The 20,608-nt window shown below is 67.5% G+C and carries 15 protein-coding genes; 5 read left to right on the plus strand and 10 right to left on the minus strand.

Translation table 11 applies throughout. The annotated features are described in order from the left end of the window. The first annotated feature begins 101 nt into the window (after positions 1–101). Positions 102–2,525: a phosphoketolase family protein gene (locus HF877_RS16350; protein WP_169622254.1), complete on the plus strand. Its 2,424-nt coding sequence runs from the start codon at positions 102–104 to the stop codon at positions 2,523–2,525. 22 nt (positions 2,526–2,547) lie between these two features. Here HF877_RS16350 and HF877_RS16355 read toward each other — a convergent pair whose 3' ends face one another. From HF877_RS16355 to HF877_RS16370, 4 genes are all read right to left on the minus strand, one after another. Next, positions 2,548–3,354: an HAD-IA family hydrolase gene (locus HF877_RS16355; RefSeq protein ID WP_169622255.1), complete on the minus strand. Its 807-nt coding sequence runs from the start codon at positions 3,352–3,354 to the stop codon at positions 2,548–2,550. Positions 3,355–3,373: 19 nt separating this feature from the next. Continuing rightward, positions 3,374–5,827 carry a glycoside hydrolase family 65 protein gene (locus HF877_RS16360; RefSeq protein WP_169622256.1) on the minus strand — a complete coding sequence of 818 codons (2,454 nt, stop codon included), beginning with the start codon at positions 5,825–5,827 and terminating at the stop codon, positions 3,374–3,376. Between the two features lie 35 nt (positions 5,828–5,862). Further along, complete coding sequence (gene otsB / locus HF877_RS16365; RefSeq protein ID WP_169622257.1) at positions 5,863–6,678, minus strand: trehalose-phosphatase; 816 nt, start codon at positions 6,676–6,678, stop codon at positions 5,863–5,865. A gap of 142 nt (positions 6,679–6,820) precedes the next feature. Further along, positions 6,821–7,903: a helix-turn-helix domain-containing protein gene (locus HF877_RS16370; protein WP_346765210.1), complete on the minus strand. Its 1,083-nt coding sequence runs from the start codon at positions 7,901–7,903 to the stop codon at positions 6,821–6,823. A gap of 112 nt (positions 7,904–8,015) precedes the next feature. Between HF877_RS16370 and HF877_RS16375 the strand changes: the two genes are divergently transcribed. Continuing rightward, positions 8,016–8,477 (plus strand): 6,7-dimethyl-8-ribityllumazine synthase, encoded by a 462-nt coding sequence (locus tag HF877_RS16375; protein WP_169622258.1) that lies wholly within the window; start codon positions 8,016–8,018, stop codon positions 8,475–8,477. 26 nt (positions 8,478–8,503) lie between these two features. Here HF877_RS16375 and HF877_RS16380 read toward each other — a convergent pair whose 3' ends face one another. Continuing rightward, positions 8,504–9,418, minus strand: a complete 915-nt coding sequence (locus tag HF877_RS16380) for an SDR family oxidoreductase (RefSeq protein WP_169622259.1) — start codon at positions 9,416–9,418, stop codon at positions 8,504–8,506. A gap of 128 nt (positions 9,419–9,546) precedes the next feature. Here HF877_RS16380 and HF877_RS16385 point away from each other — a divergent pair, with 128 nt between their 5' ends. Then, complete coding sequence (locus tag HF877_RS16385) at positions 9,547–10,560, plus strand: AraC family transcriptional regulator (RefSeq protein ID WP_169622260.1); 1,014 nt, start codon at positions 9,547–9,549, stop codon at positions 10,558–10,560. Positions 10,561–10,778: 218 nt separating this feature from the next. On the opposite strand, the gene HF877_RS16390 is transcribed toward HF877_RS16385, so the two are convergent. The 5 genes from HF877_RS16390 to HF877_RS16410 are packed head-to-tail and all read right to left on the minus strand — an operon-like array spanning position 10,779 to position 16,277. Further along, positions 10,779–11,276, minus strand: coding sequence for a hypothetical protein (locus HF877_RS16390; RefSeq protein ID WP_240952582.1), 498 nt, complete (start codon positions 11,274–11,276; stop codon positions 10,779–10,781). 33 nt (positions 11,277–11,309) lie between these two features. After that, positions 11,310–11,651 carry a Rieske 2Fe-2S domain-containing protein gene (locus HF877_RS16395; RefSeq protein WP_169622261.1) on the minus strand — a complete coding sequence of 114 codons (342 nt, stop codon included), beginning with the start codon at positions 11,649–11,651 and terminating at the stop codon, positions 11,310–11,312. After that, positions 11,648–14,158, minus strand: coding sequence for a nitrite reductase large subunit NirB (gene nirB / locus HF877_RS16400; protein WP_169622262.1), 2,511 nt, complete (start codon positions 14,156–14,158; stop codon positions 11,648–11,650). Before nirB ends, HF877_RS16395 begins: the two co-directional genes overlap by 4 nt. A gap of 56 nt (positions 14,159–14,214) precedes the next feature. Next, positions 14,215–15,381, minus strand: coding sequence for an MFS transporter (locus HF877_RS16405; RefSeq protein ID WP_169622263.1), 1,167 nt, complete (start codon positions 15,379–15,381; stop codon positions 14,215–14,217). Continuing rightward, positions 15,378–16,277, minus strand: coding sequence for a PAC2 family protein (locus tag HF877_RS16410; protein ID WP_169622264.1), 900 nt, complete (start codon positions 16,275–16,277; stop codon positions 15,378–15,380). The genes HF877_RS16405 and HF877_RS16410 overlap by 4 nt, the downstream gene beginning before the upstream one ends. Positions 16,278–16,328: 51 nt before the next feature. Between HF877_RS16410 and metH the strand changes: the two genes are divergently transcribed. Beyond that, complete coding sequence (metH, locus tag HF877_RS16415; protein WP_169622265.1) at positions 16,329–19,898, plus strand: methionine synthase; 3,570 nt, start codon at positions 16,329–16,331, stop codon at positions 19,896–19,898. After that, positions 19,891–20,607 (plus strand): HAD family phosphatase, encoded by a 717-nt coding sequence (locus HF877_RS16420; protein WP_169622266.1) that lies wholly within the window; start codon positions 19,891–19,893, stop codon positions 20,605–20,607. The genes metH and HF877_RS16420 overlap by 8 nt, the downstream gene beginning before the upstream one ends. Position 20,608: the final 1 nt, after the last annotated feature.

The raw sequence follows: 20,608 nt of genomic DNA on the forward strand, positions 1-20,608 counted from the left end.
CGCCGTCGCGGGGGCGCGTCGCACCCATGCGTGAGGCGCGCACCCGGCGGGTACCCGGTCCGGGCACGGACCGATCTGCCGCCGGGCGACCGAGGAGAGCAATGGAGTCACGTACAGCGGAGTCACCACGAACAGCGACGAGCAGCGAGGCGGCAGTTCCGGTCGACTCCGAGTTCCACGACCTCGACGCATGGTGGCGCGCAGCGAATTATCTGTCGGTAGGTCAGATCTACCTCATGGACAATCCGCTTCTGCGGGAACCGCTCCGGCCCGATCACATCAAACCCCGTCTGCTGGGGCACTGGGGGACCACCCCCGGACTCAACTTCATCTATGCGCACCTCAATCGGGTCATCACCGCCCGCGATCTCGACATGATCTACGTGATGGGCCCCGGCCACGGTGGCCCGGGCCCGGTCGCGGCGGGGTGGCTCGAAGGCACCTACAGTGAGCGTTATCCGGAGGTCTCACAGGACGAGGCCGGGATGGCTCGCCTGTTCACCCAGTTCTCCTTCCCCGGAGGCATTCCGAGCCACGTCGCCCCCGAAACGCCGGGGTCCATTCACGAGGGCGGCGAACTGGGGTACTCGCTCGCCCACGCCTACGGGGCTGCGTTCGACAATCCCGATCTGGTCGTCGCTGCGGTGATCGGCGACGGCGAAGCCGAAACAGGTCCGCTCGCCGCGAGTTGGCACTCGACCAAGTTCGTCGACCCGCGCCGGGACGGCGCCGTCCTCCCGATCCTGCACCTCAACGGTTACAAGATCGCCAACCCCACGGTGCTTGCGCGCATCGACCCCGGGGAACTCGACTCTCTGCTGCGCGGCTACGGCCACGACCCGATCGTGGTGGCCGGCTCCGACCCGGCCGAGATGCACCGGGCCTTCGCGTCGGCACTCGACCGGGCACTGAACCGTATCGACGAGATCCAGGAGCGCGCGCGCCGGACCGGCGATACGGAGCGTCCGGCATGGCCGATGATCGTGCTGCAGTCGCCCAAGGGGTGGACGGGTCCCGCCGAGGTCGACGGCACTCCGATCGAAGGCAGCTGGCGCGCGCACCAGGTGCCGTTCGGCAACGCCCGCAACGACGCCGGGCACCGCATGATCCTCGAAGAGTGGATGCGGAGCTATCGACCGGGAGAACTGTTCGACGACAACGGGGCTCCCGTCCCGCAGATCCGTGACCTGCATCCTTCGGGCGCACGGCGGATGAGCGCCAACCCCCACACCAACGGCGGCGCGATCCTGCGGGATCTCGCGTGCCCCGATTTCCGCGACTACGCCGTCCGCATCGGCACACCCGGAAACGAGACCGCCGAAGCGACCCGGGTGCTCGGCGACTTCCTCCGCGACGTGATGGTGCGCAATCCGAGCACCTTCCGGATGTTCGCGCCGGACGAGAACAATTCGAACCGGCTCAACGCCGTTCTCGAGGCCACCGACCGGACCTGGAATGCCCGGACGGTGCCGGGAGACGACCACCTCGCGCCCGACGGACGCGTAATGGAAGTGCTCTCCGAACACATGTGCCAGGGCTGGCTCGAGGGCTACTTGCTCACCGGACGGCACGGGCTCTTCTCCTGCTACGAGGCATTCGTCCACGTCGTGGATTCGATGTTCAACCAGCACGCGAAGTGGCTGCGCACCACCAACCGCATCGAGTGGCGCAAACCGATCCCGTCGCTCAATTACCTGCTGACCTCACACGTGTGGCGGCAGGACCACAACGGCTTCTCCCATCAGGACCCCGGCTTCATCGACCACGTCGTCAACAAGAAAGCCGAAGTCATCAGGGTCTATCTGCCGCCGGACGCCAACACCCTGTTGTCCGTCGCCGATCATTGCCTCCGCAGCCGCCAGTACGTCAACGTGATCGTCGCGGGCAAGCAACCGGAATTGCAGTACCTCGACATGGATGCGGCCGTCACCCACTGCACCAAGGGAATCGGCATCTGGGAGTGGGCTTCGACCGACGACGGCGCGGAACCGGACGTGGTTCTCGGATGCGCCGGAGACGTACCCACGAAGGAAACGCTCGCGGCGGTCGACATTCTTCTCGGATACTTCCCGGACCTGAAGATCCGCGTCGTCAACGTCGTCGATCTCATGAGACTGCAAGACGACCGGGAACATCCCCACGGTCTGCCCGCCGCCGACTTCGATGCCCTGTTCACCACCGACAAGCCGGTCATCTTCGCCTACCACGGATACCCGTGGCTGATTCACCGCCTCACCTACCGCCGCGCCAACCACGACAACATCCACGTGCGCGGTTATATCGAGGAAGGCACCACCACGACACCGTTCGATATGTGCGTCCTCAACCGGATCGACCGATTCCATCTCGCGAAGGACGTCATCGACCGGGTCGACCGCATCCGTCCCATCGCCGGTCACGCCCGCGAACACCTGCTGAACACGCTGGCCGAGCATCACCGCTACATCCGCACCCACGGTGAAGACATGCCGGAGGTCACCCAGTGGACATGGCGCGGGACGGACGCCGCACGATTCTCGTCGTGAACCGCAGTCCCGCGGGCCCCGTTCAGGCGAGATCTGTTTCCGGCCGCCGCAAGACGGGCTCACCGCGGACGAGACGGGCGATGTCGACCTGGTCGAGTGAGGTGACCACGAGGTCGGCACCCGCCTCGGCGAGGCCGACCTCGTCGTCCGCGCGCGCGACCCCGATCGAGAGCATGTGTCCGGCTTCGGCGGCTTCGATTCCGCTCACCGCGTCTTCGACGACCACACATGCTTCCGCCTGGACACCGAGTTCGGCGGCCGCGGTGACAAATATTTCGGGATCGGGCTTCCCGCGGGCGAAATCGCGACCGGAGAGGTCTGCATCGAACATGTCGCTCAGCGTGGCGCCTTCGTCGATCGAGGCGGTGTCGAGGCCCTCGTCCCGCGCGAACACGTCCATCCGGACGGCCCGCAGGAACCGGAACGCGTTCTTCGACGACGACGCCGCGGCGAGGGGGACCCCAGCGGCCCGCATCGCGAGCACGAACCGCAAGGCATCCGGGTACGCCCGGAACCTGCCGTCGTCGATCAAGCGGATCAACAGATCCTGCTTGCGGTCCGCATAGGTGTGGAGATGTTCGTCGTCGTCCGGAATCCCGAAGTACCGCAACGCGGCACCGGCGCCCTCCATGCGTGGCCGGCCCGACATCACCTCCTGGTAGACCACGGGCGTGAACGCGTCCTCCGACCACGAGCTGCGGTCGCGGATCGGCGCCCATTCGCCGAGCATCAGGTCCCGGAGGCTCTCTCGCCAGGCGTGCTCGTGTGGCGAATCGACGAGCACCCCGTCGACATCGAAGATCGCGCCGCGCAGTCCGTGCTCGCTCATCGTCGCTCCCGTGGTCCGGTCAGGCCGGCAACTCGTGGTGATCCGGTGCCGCCGGCGCTGCCGGCACCGGCGGAATATGGAACACGTGCGACGCGCCCGCCCCGAGTTCGACGATGTTGTCGGCGACGCCCACCCGCACCGGCACCCGGAAACCTTCGACCTCGGCGAGGACGGTCAACTTGTCGCCCACGATGCGCACGCGCAGGGGAGTGCCGCGATACCGCATCGAGAACGACACCCCGTCGAGCCGGTCCATCAGGCGAGGGCGGAACATCAGCGCGCCGCCGTAGATACGGGCGCCGACGTAGTAGCGCTGCACCAGGTCCAGCGTTCCGGCCATCACCCCCATGTGGATGCCTTCTTTGGTGGTGCCGCCCTGCAGGTCGCTCACATCGCTCTCGAGCGCCACCATGAACCGCTCCCACGACGACTCCGGATCGAACGCCGCCAGCACGCCGGCGTAGGTGAGGAAACTCAGCGTCGACCCGTGTGAAGTCCGCTGGTCGTAGTACTCGACCGTCCGCACAGCGAGTGCGCGGTCGACGTCGTAGCCGAGTCGCGCGAACAACGGTTGCAACTCGTTGAAGTCGAACAGGAAGAACAACATCACCGCGTCGGCCTGCTTGGAGACCTTGTACCGGTTCGGGTCCTTGCCCTCCGCCCGCAGGATGCGGTCCATCCGCTGGATGTTGCCGTACTTCTGCCGGTAGTGGTCCCAGTCGAGTTCTTCGAGGTCTTCGTATCCCTCGAACTGACTGATTACCCCGTCGTGGAACGGCACGTACATCTTGGTGGTCATTTCCGACCACGTCTCCAACTCCTCGTCGGTCACGCGCAAGCGGGCGCGCAGCGCGGTCTGGCGACTCGCGGACAGGCGTTCGAGCACGTCGAGTGCTTTTCCGGCGATCCACGCGACCATGACGTTGGTGTAGGCGTTGTTGTTCAGTCCCGCTGCCTCGACATCCGGGTATCGCTCGTGAAATTCGTCGGGCCCCATCACGCCGTGGATTTCGTAGCGGTCCCGTTCGGGGTTGTACCGGGCGATGGACGACCAGAACCGTGCGATCTCGAGCATCAACTCGGCTCCGAAATCGGCGAGGAAATCGAAGTCGTCGGTCGCCTGGTAGTACCGCCACACGTTGTAGAAAATCGCTGCGCTCACATGGCGCTGGTTGCGGCTCAGGTCCGGATCCCACTGTCCCGACAGGGGATTGAGGTGAACGGTCTGGGTTTCCTCGGTGCCGTCGCTACCGCTCTGCCAGGGGAACATCGCACCGTCGTACCCGGCGTCCCGCGCCGCGGCCTGGGCCTCACCCAACCGGCGGTACCGGTAGCCGATCAGGCCTCGTGTCACGTCGGGCATGCGCAGGTCGAGGAACGGATAGACGTACAACTCGTCCCAGAACACATGCCCGCGATACGCCTCGCCGTTGAGCCCGCGCGCCGGCACGCCGGCATCGTGCCGCGCGGTGTGCCGCGAACAGACCTGCAGCACGTGCGCGACGTGCAACCGCAGCAACATCTGGACGCGGGGTTCACGGGGCACCCGGATATCGCAGATGTCCCACAGTTCGTCCCATGCGGCCTCGTGCTCGGCGTAGGCCTCGTCGAAGCCCGGATACCGCACCACGTGGCGTCCGGCCGCGGCGAGGGGCTCGGTGATCGCGTCGTCGCGGGCGGTGAACATCGCCACGAGCTTCTCGACCCGCACGGGCGTGCCCTGGGTGACATCGAACGCCAGCACCTGCTGGATGTAGTCCTCCATCTGGTACAGGTCGCGCTCGACGTCGAGGCAGTCCTGCTCGCCTTCGTAGAAGACCTGCGTGCGGGCAGCCTGCGCGATGTAGATGTCGGATTGCCGTGTCTGCACCTTCAGGGCGATCGTGTCGGCGCTGAAGGTTCGGGGGGAGACCGGATCGAGGTGGCGACCCTCGAGTTCGCGGTAGCGCGCGACCGCTCGGTTGGTCATGCGTCCGTCGAGCGCCGACACCAATTCGATGCGGCCGGACCAGTTCTCGGGGGTGATGGTCCAGGACAGGCCGCTCTGGTGCCGGTGCGCCATACTCACGAAGCGCCGGCTGTGCAGGGTGGTTTCACGGCCCTTCCGGTCCCGGAACCGGATCTTGCGCATCACGGTGGCGGTGCGGATGTCGTAGATGTGCCGGTACGACAGGATTTCGACGTTCGACAGCCGGATCGCGTCTTCGCCCTCGATGCGCATTTTCAGCACCAGCCAGTTGGGGAGGTTGACCAGATCCTCGTTGAGGACGGGGCGACCCCCCATGATGGTGGTCTCACGGTTGTAGCAGCCGTGGGAGTACGTGCCGGGATAGTGGACTTCGCCCATGTCCTCCCACTCCGCCGTGCCCCGCGTGCAGAAGTATCCGTTGCCGGTGGACGTCATCGCCTCGCGGAGTCCTTCTTCGTCCGCATCGAAGGTGGTGTACTCGAGAGTGAACTCCGGGTCGAACACGCTTACCTCCAGGGCGAGTAGCGGTGGGCGACGGATCAGCGGGCCAGGCCGGTCAGGAACTTCTCGACGTCCTGCACCGAGTCGAGCACGAAATCGGCGGCCGTGGTGCGGCCCGCCATCTCCGGGTCGTCGGGACGGCCCACGAGGATGCCGATACCCCGGCCGCGCAGGGCCCGGAACGCGCTTTCGTCGGTGATGTCGTCGCCGAGATAGAGCGGAACGATGTCGTCGGAGTCGAGCCCGAGAACGTCGATGAGGTGCAGGACGGCTTTGCCCTTGTTCCAGTCGATCGCCGGGGTGAACTCGTAGACCATCTTCCCCGGGACCAGAGTCAGACGATCGCTGTTCCGGTCGCGCAATTCGTGGATGATCTCGTCGACGCGGGCGCGGGTATCCGGTGCGGCCTGCCGGTAGTGCACGGCGACCGACGCGTGTTTGGCTTCGATGGAGACACCGTCGAGACCGTGGAGCCTCTCACGCAGGGTGGCGGTCGTTTCCGCGATCAGGTCCGTGAAGTCGGTGAGCGCCTCGTGCACCACCGGCCCCTGCTCGGGACTCCAGATGTCGAACCCGTGGCTTCCGGCGACGATCAGGTCGTCGACGCCCATCAGTTGCTGCACGACCTGGCGGTCGCGCCCGGTGACGATGCACACCGAGCACCGGTCCGCCAGATCGAGCACGGTCCGGCGCATGCTGTCGGCCCAGACCGCGTCCTCGGGGCGGGAAACGATGGGTGTGAGCACGCCGTCGTAATCCAGGAACACTGCCGGCCGGCGGCCCTCCAAACGCTGCCGCAATGCTTCAGAGCCGAGGGCCGGGGGCAGATCTCCCACGGTCGACACCGTTTCCATGTCGTCCGTACCTCCTGCAGTCGGGGTCGTCGTCAACGGGTTCACGGCTCCGGGCGGTACCTGTCCGCCGGGGGCCGCCCTCCCCGAACCGTACACCTCACGGACTTGCGTCCGGAGGCATTGGAAGGGGCGCGATCCGCCGTCAGCGGATCGGGCGCCGCCACCGGGCGTCGTCGGCGGTCAGTTGCGTGACCAGGTGCTCCGACGCGTCGGCATTGCGGAACGGGCCGGCGAGCAGATCGGCGTAGACGTGGGACGGTGCGACGTACCGCAATCCTCCGCGACGGTCCATGCGATCGAACACGACGGGCGACCAGGGGATCGCGACGACGACGTCGCCTCCCCGGTCCACCGGGCGCAGGCCGAGGACGGCCGCGAACTCGTCCGGATCGTCGGCGTAGACCTCGAGGAGCGCCGGTTCGGCGTAGTCGGTCGCTCCTACTCCGGTGAGCGCGTAGGGGATTTCGACGTGCTCGGCGAGCCGGTTGCGGATTGCTGCCACGCCGTCCGGCGCCGCGAAACGGCGGATCGGGCAGACCTTCCGGTCGTCGGCCCACGCACGCAGCATCGGCTCCCACCGCACTTCGGTGATGGCACCGCGGGGAATGCGGCGGATGAGTTCGCGTTCGACCAGGACCTCGACGACGCGGTAGGTGGCGCCGGTCGACGCTCCCGACAGCTTGATCAGCTCGGGAACGGTGATCTCGCCCTCGTGGTCCGCCAGCGCGCGGACCACCCGATCGGACGGTTCACCGGTGAGGACTCCGGAGGGTCTGCCCGGGCCACGCCACGGATCGGCGTCGGCGCCGCGGTTACGCACCCAGATGGCCGGGCGTGCCGCCACGAGGGCGAGGTTGCCGGTGGCGTCGGCATAGGAGATGCCGTGCTGGTCGAGCTGGCGACGGACCGGATCGGACAAATAGTGGGCACAGACGAATCCCCGGTCGGATTCGGTCAATTCGGCCGTGATGCGCGCGACGTCACCGCTGAGCACTCCGCGCGAAGGTATGACCGCGAAGGACACCGACTCGCCGTCGGGTGCGGTGACGAGGAGCCGGCGGGGCGCCTCGGGGGAGCGGGACCGGTCGGCGCTCAGACTCCATCCGAGCGGCAGGCAGGCTTCGAGACCCGCGGCGGCGCGCCGGTAGATGTCGATGTGGCGTTCGGGGCGCGGCCCGGCCGGATTCTCGACGGTGGTCAGGGAGTCCAGTTGTGTCACATCCACCACAGTAGTCACTCTGTGCACGACGGAAAAGGCTTTTTCTCGAATTTCCGATGCGGCGGTCCACCCGGTGCCCTCGACGAAGACGAACAATCCATGCGCTAGCGTCTTTCGCATGACTGACAGCGCCGGCCGGATCGCATTCATCCAGGCCACATGGCATCGCAACATCGTCGACCAGGCCAAGGCCGGGTTCACCGACGAGATCGTCTCGCTCGGATGGTCCGCCGAGAACATCGACTACTTCGAGGTCCCCGGGGCGTTCGAGATCCCCCTGCACGCCGCACGTCTGGCGCGCACCGGCCGGTACGCCGGCATCGTCGCCGCGGGACTGGTCGTCGACGGCGGGATCTACCGCCACGACTTCGTGGCCACCGCCGTCATCGACGGCTTGATGCGCGTGCAGCTCGACACCGATGTACCGGTGTTCTCCGTCGTGCTCACTCCGCATCACTTCCACGAGCACGACGAGCACGTCTCGTACTACACCCGCCACTTCGTGACGAAGGGCGCCGAAGCGGCTCGCGCACTCGATGCCACCGTCACGTCGCTGCGCGCGTTGCCGACCGCGGACTGATCCGCGGCCGGCAACGCGTCGGGCATTTACCGCACCGGTCGCTGCGTCTCACTCTCGATGACGGGACTGCCGGCGACGGGAGAGACAGCGGGGGTGGACTCGGTGCGATTCCGGTAGGCGGCCCGGGCGTTCTCGTCCGATTCGAGAACGACGGACTGCAGTCCGAACGCGCCGGAGATCCGGTGCCGGGCCGCCTCCGGCATCAAACGCAGGACGGCGAGGATGGCGCCCGCGGTCCGGGGCACGTAACGCAGACCCGGACGTCCCGAGCCGATCACCGCGGTGATCGCCTGGGCGACATCCTCGGGACCCACCATCGCGACGCGCTGGATCAACGCGTTGGGCTTGATGCCCGCGATCAGTTCGGTGCGTACGAATCCCGGCGCGATCGTCGAGACCGTGACGCCGGAACCGGCGAGTTCCTGCCGCAGCACGGAGCCCAGACCGATCACCGCATGCTTGGTGGCCGAGTACACGGCGATCCCCGGTGCGCCCTCGATGCCGACGATGGACCCGAGGTTGACGATGTGACCGTGCCCCTGCTCGGTGAAGCGCGCGGCCGCGAGTTTGCAGCCGATGATCACGCCCCGCACGTTGATGTCGATCTGGCGGTCGGACACCGCGTCGGACTCGTCGAGGAACCGTCCGGTCGGCATGATGCCGGCGTTGTTGACCACGACGTCGAGTCCGCCGAGTTCGATTGCGGCGAGATCGAGAAACTGCTCGAACGAACCGCGGTCGGTGACGTCGAGTGGCAACCCGAGGACGGTCGAACCGAATCGTGCGGTCAGCGCGGCAGCCGTTTCCTCCACCAGGGCCGTATCGATGTCGCCGATGACGACCTGTGCTCCGGCGCGGAGAAGGGCCTCCGCGGTCGATCGTCCGATACCGCGTGCGCCGCCGGTGATCGCGACGCGCTTGCCCTGTGCACCTCGGGTCATGTGTTGCCGTCCTTAACTCTCGAGCGGGTATTGCCGTGTGCTCACGCTAGAAAGCGGATCGCCGCAGATCCATGCCGAAAGCGGCTGTTTCTTGTGAATTTCGGCCACGTGGCCGATGATGGCACGTCGTGACGACCTTGGTCCCTCGCCGTGCCGCGACCAGCGCACGGCTTCTCGTGGACTTCGCCCGGGAACGCGGTATCGACACCCATCTGGTTCTCCGCGGCACCGGACTACCGGCCGAGGGACTCTCGGATCCCACGAGCGAGATCACGGACGAACAGGAACTTGCGCTGATCCGGAATCTGGTGGCGGAACTCGACGATGCTCCAGGGTGCGGGTTCACGCTCGGTGCGTCGTATCAGGCCGCCGTGCACGGCATCTACGGGTACGCGTTGATGAGTTGTGCGACCGTCCGAGAGGGGATCGAGGTGGGAACGCGCTACTTCGACCTCTCGTACGCGTTCTCGCGGGCAACGTTGGCGTACGCCGACGGTGAGGTGCGGTTCTCGCTCGACGATCGTGAGGTGCCGCGCGATGTACGGGGATTCCTTCTCGAACGCGACCTGTCCGGAATCCTGGCGCACTGGACGGCGTTGTGGGGCAACCCGGTCGAGGTGCGGCGGATCGAAGTGAACGAGTCGCTGTTCGGTCGCATCGCACCGATGGTGCGTGAACACGGCTACGAGGTGGTGTCTGTATCCGGGCCGCACACGGTCGTGGTGGACGCGGCGGCGGTGGAACGTCCGATGCCCACCGCCAGCGCGGCCGCGTCGTCGGTGCTGCTCGAAGAGTGCGCAGAACTCCTTCAGCGGCGGCGATTCCGCAGTGGAACCGCATTCCGGGTCCGTGAGATCCTGCTTCGTGCCGCGTCGTCGGGTGCGACGCAACAGCGTGTCGCGGGGGAGTTGGGGCTCAGCGTGCGGACGCTGCGGAGGAGGCTCGAGGAGGAAGGAACGTCGTACCGGGAGGTCGTGGCGGAGACGTACAGCGCGGTGGCCGAAGAACTTCTCGGTGCGGGGCTGTCGGTCGAGCGGGTGGCGCACCGCCTGGGGTATTCCGACGCGTCGAGCTTCACGGTAGCTTTCACGAGGTGGACGGGAACGACTCCGGGCCGGCGGGCCAGGGGAGCGCGTGGATGAAGGATAGGCAGCTTGATCCTTTTCCGGGGGAACGGTATTCGCGGCGGGGAAGGACGACGACATGGGAGTAGGGCGCACCCGACATGCGGGTTCGGCGGAGGACGCGACCCTGGATATTCTGGATCGGACGGAATAAACAAATAACAGAAGTATCCGCCATTTCCACCACCAACTCGTCTCGATCCCGCCACTCACCAACACTTCACGTCACTCGCAACCTACGCCGGAGGTCTGTCGAAGTAGCGGGCGAGCCTGCGATGCCGGTGAGCGAACAGTCCCGCGATCACACGGTGCGCCACGGAATCGACGATCGGTACACCCGACAAGGGCGCGCGCAACTCGAAGGTGAGGCGATCGTGGACACGGGTTCCGCCGGACGGCAGCGGTTGTAGTTCGCGTTCGTGCTCCCATCGGCGCAGGAGCACCATGCTGGACTTCTCGTGGAACCGGCGACCGGGTTCGACGGCAGCGACGGTGAGGTCATCGAATTCGACCGGCAGTACCCCGAAGAGCAGGAGCGGTGCACGGCCCAGGCGCACGCCGACCGGCACCTCGTCGATGGACAGGCCCCGGACCGCACGCGGCATGCGCATCGACAGCACGGGAGCGAGTTCGTCGTTGATACCGCCGGGATCTGTGATGCGGGCCCAGACCGCGGGGATCGTGGCGGGAAGGACCGACTCGTGTTCGACGACGACACATCCCACTGTGGGCACCCTTCCCTCGGGGGAAGGACGATAGCAGGAGTGTTACTGCGATCCCGAGAAGGACGAGGACAGCAGGATTCGGCCTTCGCTCACCTGCACCGCGTAGGTGCGTACCGATCCGATCCCGTGCGCGGCGCACGCACCCGTGTCGAACGAGAACGCGTACTGATGCAGCGGGCACACCACACCGGTGTGGTCGATCTGCCCGTCGGCCAACGGCCCTCCCTTGTGCGGGCACACGGCGTCGGTCGCGCGGACCGAACCGTCGGACAACAGGAACACGGCGATCTGTCGGCCGTCGACCGTATAGGTGCGCCCCTCGCCGCGGGTGAGATCCGAGACCGGTCCGAGGCCGACGACGGCACTGTCGTCCACGGCGGTCATCGAACGGGGACCTGGGGGAGGGCCAGCAACGGCAGCGACGGCGCAAACTGCGCGGGAGACTTGGGGTCCGAACGGTCGAGCCAGGGATCACGGTAGCCGGCGACGGCGACCTCGACGCGTTCGTCCAGTCCGGACACCAAGTTCTCCTCGTCTCGAATCAGCAGGTCCTGTAGTCGGTCCAGACCGATGCGCGGCACGAAGGCGTAGGTCCGCTCGAGCCACTGCGCGTTCTCGCGGTAGTACTGGATGAACCGTCCCGCCACGGAAAGCACCTCGTCGGCGGAGCCCACCGTCGCGAGAAGGTCACCTTTGCGGACGTGTGCACCGGCGGCGCCGCCGACGTAGATCTCCCACCGCCCGTCGCCGACGGCGACCACCCCGAGGTCCTTGCACAGCGCCTCGGAACAGTTGCGGGGACACCCCGCCACCGCCAATTTGAGCTTGGCCGGTGTCTCGAGCCCCTGGAAGCGTTCCTCGAGTGCGATACCCAAATTCGTGGAGTCGCCCAGACCGAACCGGCAGAAATCGCTGCCCACGCAGGTTTTCACAGTGCGGAAACTCTTGCCGTAGGCGAAGCCCGACGGCATATCGAGATCTGCCCAGACCTTCGGCAGGTCCTCCTTCTTGATGCCGAGGAGATCGATCCGCTGACCACCGGTGACCTTCACCATGGGCACCCGGTACTTGTCGGCGACATCGGCGATCCGGCGCAACTGATCCGGTGTGGTCACCCCGCCCTTCATCTGAGGCACCACCGAAAATGTGCCGTCCCGCTGGATATTGGCGTGCACACGGTCGTTGATATAGAGCGCGCCACGCTCGTCGACCCAGTCGGGGCCCCACAGTGTGCGCAACAGCGACGCCAGCGGCATCTTCGCGGAGGCGTCCTCGCGGCCCCCGGTCGCGAGTTTCGCGAACACCTGCGACACCGCGCGCAGGTCGTGCTCGCGGATAGCGGCGATCAGGTCGGGTTTGGTCAGCGGGATGCACGGCACATACCAGTTCGCGGCGGGGTCCTCGGCGAGCGCGCCGCCGGCTGCGCACGCGACGATGTCACCCACGAGCGCCTTGCACGACCCGCAGCCCTTGCCCGCCCGAGTGGTGGCGCAGACGTCCGCGAGGCTGGCCGCTCCGCCGTGGACACAGGCCACGATGTCGCCCTTGGTGACGCCGTTGCAGTTGCACACCTGGGTGCTGTCGGGCAGATCTGCCGCCACGTCGGCGCCCTGGGGCTCTCCGATGTCGAACAGCAGGGCCGCGCGATCCTGGGGGACCTCGATCATTCCGTCGAAGGCCTGTCCGAGCATCGACGCCCGGCCGATGTCGCCGAGCAGCATCGCGCCGATCAGTTGGTCGTCACGCACGACGACGGCCTTGTACACACCGCTGCGCGGGTCGTAGAACTGCACGAACTCGTCGTCTTCGCGTTCGGGTCCCTTCACGCCCATCGCGGCGACGTCGATACCGGCGACCTTGAGCTTGGTGGTGGTCCGCGAGCCCTCGTACGCGGCGTGCGGGTCGGTGCCGGTGAGATGCTCGGCGAGCACGACGGCCTGCTCCCACACGGGTGCGACGAGTCCGTACACCTCGCCGCGGTGCTGCACGCATTCCCCGACGGCGTACACGCTCGATTCGCCGTCGCAGCGCAACTGATCGTCGACGACCAGGCCGCGCTCGACGAGAAGACCTCCGGTGCGCGCGAATTCGGTGTTGGGGCGGATACCTGCCGCGACGACCACCATGTCCGTCGGGACGACGGTGTCGTCGGCGAACCGGACCCCGACCACCTCGCCGTGGCCGTCGCGCTCGATGCCGATCGTGCGTGTACCCGTGTGCACCGTGACCCCGAGTTTCTCGATCTCGGTGCGCAGGACGCGGCCGCCGCGCTCGTCGAGTTGCTGGTTCATCAGGTGCCCGGGCGAATGCACGACCGTCACCTCGAGTCCCTGGGTGCGTAACCCGTACGCGGCCTCGAGGCCGAGCAGGCCGCCGCCGACGACCACTGCCGACACGTCGTCGCGGGACTCCGCCATCTGGAGCATGCCGTTGGTATCGGCGAGGGTGCGGAAACCGAAAACGCCGCGCCCGAGGCGGCCGTCCGCTTCGCGCAGGCCGTCCATGTTGGGGAAGAAGGTCGACGATCCGGTGGCGACGACAAGCACGTCGTAGCCCGCCACCCGGCCGGATTCACAGGTGACCGTCTTGGCGAACCGGTCGAGGCGGACCGCGCGGTCGCCCGCGAAGAGGGTGATGCCGTGCTCCCGGTACCAGCTCATCGGATTGAGCACGAGATCGTCGTCGTCGGCGGTCGCTTCGCCGGACAGGACGTGCGAGAGCATGATCCGGTTGTAGTTGCCGTACGGCTCGTCGCCGATCATGGTGATGTCGAAGAGCTCTCGTCCACCTCGCGCGAGGATCTCTTCGACGGTGCGTGCACCTGCCATGCCGTTGCCCACGACGAGGAGCCGCCGACGCGGTGTCTCCGGTTGGGGCTGGGTCGATGTCATGCTTCGAGGGTCGGCCGCGTCGGTGACGGATCGGCTGCCGGCGCGTTACATGCCGATCAGGAAGACCTCACCCCGTCCTTGCCGGAACTGTCAGGTCGCGGCGACGCAGGCATCGCGAGCGGGGTGACGACGGCGAGCAGCACCGCGGGCACGAGGAACGCGGCGGTCGGATCCGCCGAGTACACGGGCGTGAGTGCCAGCGGAGCGAACGCGCCACCGCCGAACCGGAAGGCCTGCACCACCGACACCGCGCCGCCGCGGTTGGCTCCGGGATCGCCCAGGACGGCGGCATTGACGCCGACGAGCACGCATTGCGAGGCGACGCCCGCGAGGAACCAGGCGACGGCGACGACCATGAGATTCGTCACCGTACCGACGGTGACCACCAGCACTGCGCCGACGACGGCACCGATGAGGACGGTGCGCCGCGCGCCGATCCGGTCGACGAGGATCCCGACGCGCCGGGCGGTGAGGATGCCGGCGAACCCGAGGACGGTGAGCAGCGCGCCGCGCTCGGACGGGGTGAGGGCGAACACGTCCTCGGCGCGGAAGGCGAGGAGGAAGTTGAGTCCGCCGATCGCACCCCAGCCGAGCAACGCCACGATGCCGACGCGGACGATGCGGGGACGCAGCGCGTCGCGAAGCCGGGCGGGTTCGCCGGCGGTGTCCTCGTCGACGGTGCCCGGTAGTCCGATGCACGCGAGCGCCAGTGCGGCGGCGGCGAGCACCACGAAGGCCCATCGCCAGTCGATCTCGGCGGCGAGCCCGCCGACGAGCGGCGCGAAGGTCAGCCCGGCGGCTTGCAGGGCACCGAAGAGACCCAGTGCGCGACCGAGCCGATTCTGCGGTGTCAGGGACGCGAGGGCCGCGAGCAGCAGCGGTGTGGTGAAGGCGTTGGCCGCGCCCTGGAGCATGCGGGCACCGAGCAGCACGGTCAGAGTGGGGGCGAGCGCGGCGGCGACGGACACCACCGCGTAGGCGAGGTAGGCGAGGCGGACCGTGCGGGCCCGGCCCCAGCGGGCACCGAGGGTGCCGGAGAACAGCATGGCGGCGGCGAAGACACCGAGGTAGGCGGTCACGGAGGTGGCCGCGGTGGCGGCCGTGACGCCCAGGTCGGCGCCCATCTCGGGAAGCATCGAGACGACGACGCTGCCGCCGAACGGGCCGAGGAAGCCGCCTGTGTAGAGCGCCGCGCGCGGGAGTGCCGCGCGCAGGGCGCTCACTGGGCGAGTCCGCCGGGACCGCGTCGACGCAGGTAGCGCTCGAATTCGGCGGCGATGGCATCGCCGTCGATGTTGGAGATGTCGTCGGTGATGTCGGATTCGGCTTCGGCGTCGCCGCGTTCTTCGAGTCCGCGGACGTAGTCGGCGACGTCTTCGTCGTCGTCGGTCATCTCGGTGACGGCCTCTTCCCATTCTTCGGCGAGGACGGGCAGTTCGCCGAGGGGAACTTCGACATCGAGGATGTCTTCGAGCCGGCGGAGGAGTTCGACGGTGGCTTTGGGGTTGGGCGGGTGCGAGACGTAGTGGGGGACCGCTGCCCAGAAGGACACGGCGGGGATGCCGGCGCGGACGCAGGCGTCCTGGAGGACGCCGGTGATCCCGGTGGGTCCTTCGTAGCGTGATTTTTCGAGGTTGAAGCGTTTGGCGGCTTCGGCGCTGTACGCGGTGCCGGTCACCGGGACGGGCCGGGTGTGGGGAGTGTCGGCGAGCAGGGCGCCGAGGAGGATGACGGTGTGGACGCCGATGTCGTCGATGAGTTCGATGATGGCGTCGCAGAAGCTGCGCCAGCGCATGTTGGGTTCGATGCCGCGCAGCAGCACGATGTCGCGCTCGCTGCCGGGCAGTGCGCAGACCGACAGCCGGGTGGCGGGCCAGTCGAGTTCGCGGCTGACGCCGTCGACGAGCCGGACCTGGGGACGGTTGACCTGGTAGTCGTAGTAGTCCTCGGAGTCCAGTTCGGCGAAGGGTTCGGCGTCCCAGATCAGTTCGAGGTGTTCGACGGCTCCGCTGGCGGCGTCGCCTGCGTCGTTCCATCCTTCGAACGCGGCAACGAGCACCGGATCACGGAGGACGGGTACGTCCTGGTCCGGGGTGTCGGAGTTCTCGCGTGCATTCACTCGTCCAGCCTACGACCCGGGCCGGTTCGTCCGCCCACTAGTCTGGTGGGCATGTCCACCCCATTGCACTCTGTCTTGCTCGATGCGTTGAAGCGGCGCGTTGTCATCGGAGACGGGGCGATGGGCACGATGTTGCAGGCCGCGGATCTTTCGCTCGACGATTTCCGCGGTTTGGAGGGGTGCAACGAGATTCTCAACGAGTCTCGGCCCGATGTGATCCGGGGGATCCATCGGGCGTATTTCGAGGCCGGCGCAGATGTGGTCTCGACGAACACCTTCGGTTGCAACCTGCCCAATCTCGCCGACTACGACATCGCCGACCGCATCCGTGACCTGTCCGAACGTGGCACCCGTCTGGCCCGTGAGGTGGCCGACGAGATGGGCCCGAGCGACGACGGGATGCCCCGGATGGTGATCGGCTCGATGGGGCCGGGCACCAAGCTGCCGAGCTTGGGGCACGCGCCCTACGCGGTGTTGCGGGATGCCTACGCGGAGGCCGCTCTGGGCATGATCGACGGCGGCGCCGATGCGATCCTGGTGGAAACCTGCCAGGACCTGTTGCAGGCGAAGGCCGCGATCGTGGGTAGCCGCCTGGCGATGGAGCAGGCGGGCCGGCGACTGCCGATCGTCACCCATGTCACGGTGGAGACCACGGGCACGATGCTGCTCGGTTCGGAGATCGGTGCGGCGCTGACGGCGCTCGAGCCGCTGGGCATCGACCTGATCGGGCTGAACTGCGCGACCGGCCCGGCGGAGATGAGCGAACACCTGCGGTACCTGACGCAGCACGCACGGATTCCGGTGTCGGTGATGCCGAACGCGGGGCTGCCGGTGCTGGGGCCCAACGGCGCCGAGTACCCGCTGGGTCCGGAGGAACTGGCGTCGGCGTTGGCCGGGTTCGTCGCCGACTACGGGCTCGCGTTCGTGGGCGGGTGCTGTGGCACGACTCCCGAGCATGTCCGGCAGGTGGCCGCGGCGGTGCGTGAGGTGACGCCCGCCCCGCGCACGCCGGTGCCGGAGCCGGGTGTGTCGTCGCTCTACACGGCGGTGCCGTTCGAGCAGGACGCGTCGATCCTGATGGTCGGCGAGCGCACGAACACCAACGGGTCGAAGGCGTTCCGGGAGGCGATGCTCGCCGCGGACTGGCAGAAGTGCCTCGATATCGCGAAGGACCAGATTCGCGACGGCGCGCACATGCTGGACCTGAACGTCGACTATGTGGGACGTGACGGTGCCGCCGACATGGCGGAACTGGCGTCCCGGTTCGCGACGGCCTCGACGTTGCCGATCATGATCGACTCGACGGAGCCGGACGTGATCCAGGCCGGTCTCGAGCACCTCGGTGGCCGGTGCGCGGTGAACTCGGTGAACTACGAGGACGGCGACGGCCCCGGCTCGCGGTTCCAGCGGATCATGCAGCTCGTCGTCACGCACGGCGCGGCCGTGGTCGCGCTGACGATCGACGAGGAGGGTCAGGCCCGTACCGCCGAACACAAGGTGCGGATCGCGGAGCGCCTGATCACCGATCTGACGGAGAACTGGGGGCTCGCGCCGGAAGACATCATCGTCGACGCGTTGACCTTCCCGATCTCGACGGGGCAGGAGGAAGTCCGCCGCGACGCGATCGAGACGATCAGCGCGATCCGCGAACTGCACCGGCGACATCCCGAAATCCACTTCACGCTCGGCATCTCGAATGTGTCGTTCGGTTTGAATCCGGCGGCCCGGCAGGTGCTCAACTCGGTGTTCCTGAACGAGTGCACCGAAGCGGGGCTGGATACGGCGATCGTGCATGCGTCGAAGATCCTGCCGATGGCACGCATCCCCGAGGAGCAGCGGCAGGTCGCGCTGGATCTGGTGTACGACCGTCGCCGCGAGGGATACGACCCCCTGCAGAAGCTGATGGAACTGTTCGAGGGTGTGTCGGCGGCGTCGGCGCGGGAGTCGCGCGCGCAGGAGCTGGCAGCGCTGCCGCTGTTCGAACGGCTCGAGCGGCGCATCGTCGACGGCGAGCGCAACGGCCTCGAGGACGATCTGACGGAGGCGATGACGACGACGCCGCCGCTGACGATCATCAACGACACGTTGCTGTCGGGAATGAAGACGGTCGGTGAGCTGTTCGGGTCGGGGCAGATGCAGTTGCCGTTCGTGCTGCAGTCCGCCGAGGTGATGAAGACGGCAGTGGCGTTCCTCGAACCTCACATGGAGTCCACCGGCGCCGACGGTAAGGGCCGGATCGTGCTGGCGACCGTCAAGGGCGATGTGCACGACATCGGCAAGAACCTCGTCGACATCATCTTGTCGAACAACGGCTACGAGGTGGTCAACCTCGGGATCAAGCAGCCCATCGCCACGATTCTCGACGCGGCCGTCGACAAGCGAGCCGACGTGATCGGGATGTCCGGTCTGCTGGTGAAGTCGACCGTGGTGATGAAGGAGAACCTCCAGGAACTCAATGCCCGCGGGGTGGCCGAGCAGTTCCCGGTGATGCTCGGCGGCGCGGCACTGACCCGCAGCTATGTGGAGAACGATCTCGCGGAGGTCTACGAGGGTCAGGTGTCGTACGCGCGCGATGCGTTCGAGGGCTTGTCGTTGATGGACAAGGTGATGGCCGTCAAGCGCGGCGAGGCTCCGGCACCCGACAGCCCGGAGACGCTGGAAGCTGCCCGGAAGGCCGCCGAGCGCAAGGAGCGGCACGAGCGCAGCAAGAGGATCGCGGAGAAGCGCAAGGCCGCGGAGGCACCGGTGGTGGTGCCTGCGCGCAGCGATGTCGCCGCCGATCTTCCGGTGCCGACCCCGCCGTTCTGGGGTACCCGCGTGGTCAAGGGCATCCCGTTGGCCGAGTATGCGTCGCTGATCGACGAGCGCGCGCTTTTCCTCGGACAGTGGGGTCTGCGTGGGCAACGGGGCGGCGACGGCCCGAGCTACGAAGAGTTGGTGGAGACCGAAGGCCGGCCGCGGTTGCGGTACTGGCTGGACCGGTTGGCAACCGAGGGGATCTTGCAGCACGCCGCCGTGGTGTACGGCTACTTCCCGGCGGTGTCCGAGGGCGACGACGTGGTGGTACTCACCGAGCCCCGCCCGGACGCGCCGGAGCGATTCCGGTTCACGTTCCCGCGGCAACAGCGGTCCCGGTTCCTGTGCATCGCCGACTTCGTGCGGTCCCGGGAGGATGCGCTCGCGTCGGGGCAGGTCGATGTGTGGCCGTTCCAGCTGGTGACGATGGGGCAGCCGATCGCCGACTTCGCGAACGAGTTGTTCGCCGCGGACGCGTACCGCGACTATCTGGAGGTGCACGGTATCGGCGTGCAGCTCACCGAGGCGCTGGCGGAGTATTGGCATCGCCGGATCCGGCAGGAACTGGCATTCGCCGGGGGCGGCACCGCCGCCGACGAGGATCCCGACGAGATCGCCGAGTACTTCAAGCTCGCCTATCGCGGGGCCCGGTTCGCGTTCGGGTACGGCGCGTGCCCGAATCTCGAGGATCGCATCAAGCTCGTCGAGTTGCTCGAGCCCGAACGTATCGGCGTGGAATTGTCGGAGGAATTGCAGTTGCATCCCGAGCAGTCCACCGACGCGTTCGTGCTGCACCACCCGGAGGCCAAGTATTTCAATGTCTGATCAGCTCGAATCCGGTTGCGCTGCACCGTCGATCGGGGCCACCCGACTGCAGGCGGTGCTGTGGGACATGGACGGCACGTTGCTCGAGTCCGAGCAGTTGTGGGACATCGGGATGCGGGAGCTGTCGCTGCATCTCGGTGGCCCGATGAGTGAGGAGACCCGGCGCGCGACGATCGGCGGACCGCTCGACCTGTCGGTGTGGCGAGCGTTCGCCGGTCTCGGTCTCGAACCGACCCCCGACGAGCAGACCGCCGCCGAGGACTGGCTCAACGCGTACATGGCCGGGTTGTTCGCTCAGGGTCTGCGGTGGCGGCCCGGCGCGCAGGCGGCACTCGATGCGGTACGTGCGGCGGGACTGGGCCAGGTGCTGGTGACCAACACCGGCCGCCGGTTGTGCGACGTCGCGCTCGAGACGCTCGGCCGGGACCGCTTCGACCACACGGTGTGCGGTGACGAGGTGCCGGCGGGCAAACCCGACCCGGCGCCGTACCGGCGGGCCGCGGAGTTGCTCGGGCTCGATCCGGCACAGTGCCTGGCCATCGAGGATTCCCCGACCGGCGCGACGTCCGCCGAGGCCGCGGGCTGCGCGGTGTTGGTGGTGCCGTCGCTGGTGGAGGTGCCCGGCTCGCCGCGCCGGGTGTTCCGGTCGACGCTCGAGGGCCTGACGGTGGCGGACCTGCGCGAGTTCCACGGGTCGGGATCGCGCTGAC

Source organism: Rhodococcus sp. BL-253-APC-6A1W, from assembly GCF_012843405.1.
GTDB lineage: Bacteria > Actinomycetota > Actinomycetes > Mycobacteriales > Mycobacteriaceae > Rhodococcus.

What these genes read in the sequence shown, in the direction of transcription:
- HF877_RS16350 (WP_169622254.1), top strand. Translation starts at nt 102, where the DNA reads ATGGAGTCACGTACAGCGGAGTCACCACGAACAGCGACGAGCAGCGAG.
- HF877_RS16355 (WP_169622255.1), bottom strand. Translation starts at nt 3,354, where the DNA reads ATGAGCGAGCACGGACTGCGCGGCGCGATCTTCGATGTCGACGGGGTG.
- otsB (WP_169622257.1), bottom strand. Translation starts at nt 6,678, where the DNA reads ATGGAAACGGTGTCGACCGTGGGAGATCTGCCCCCGGCCCTCGGCTCT.
- HF877_RS16375 (WP_169622258.1), top strand. Translation starts at nt 8,016, where the DNA reads ATGACTGACAGCGCCGGCCGGATCGCATTCATCCAGGCCACATGGCAT.
- HF877_RS16380 (WP_169622259.1), bottom strand. Translation starts at nt 9,418, where the DNA reads ATGACCCGAGGTGCACAGGGCAAGCGCGTCGCGATCACCGGCGGCGCA.
- HF877_RS16395 (WP_169622261.1), bottom strand. Translation starts at nt 11,651, where the DNA reads ATGACCGCCGTGGACGACAGTGCCGTCGTCGGCCTCGGACCGGTCTCG.
- nirB (WP_169622262.1), bottom strand. Translation starts at nt 14,158, where the DNA reads ATGACATCGACCCAGCCCCAACCGGAGACACCGCGTCGGCGGCTCCTC.
- metH (WP_169622265.1), top strand. Translation starts at nt 16,329, where the DNA reads ATGTCCACCCCATTGCACTCTGTCTTGCTCGATGCGTTGAAGCGGCGC.
- HF877_RS16420 (WP_169622266.1), top strand. Translation starts at nt 19,891, where the DNA reads ATGTCTGATCAGCTCGAATCCGGTTGCGCTGCACCGTCGATCGGGGCC.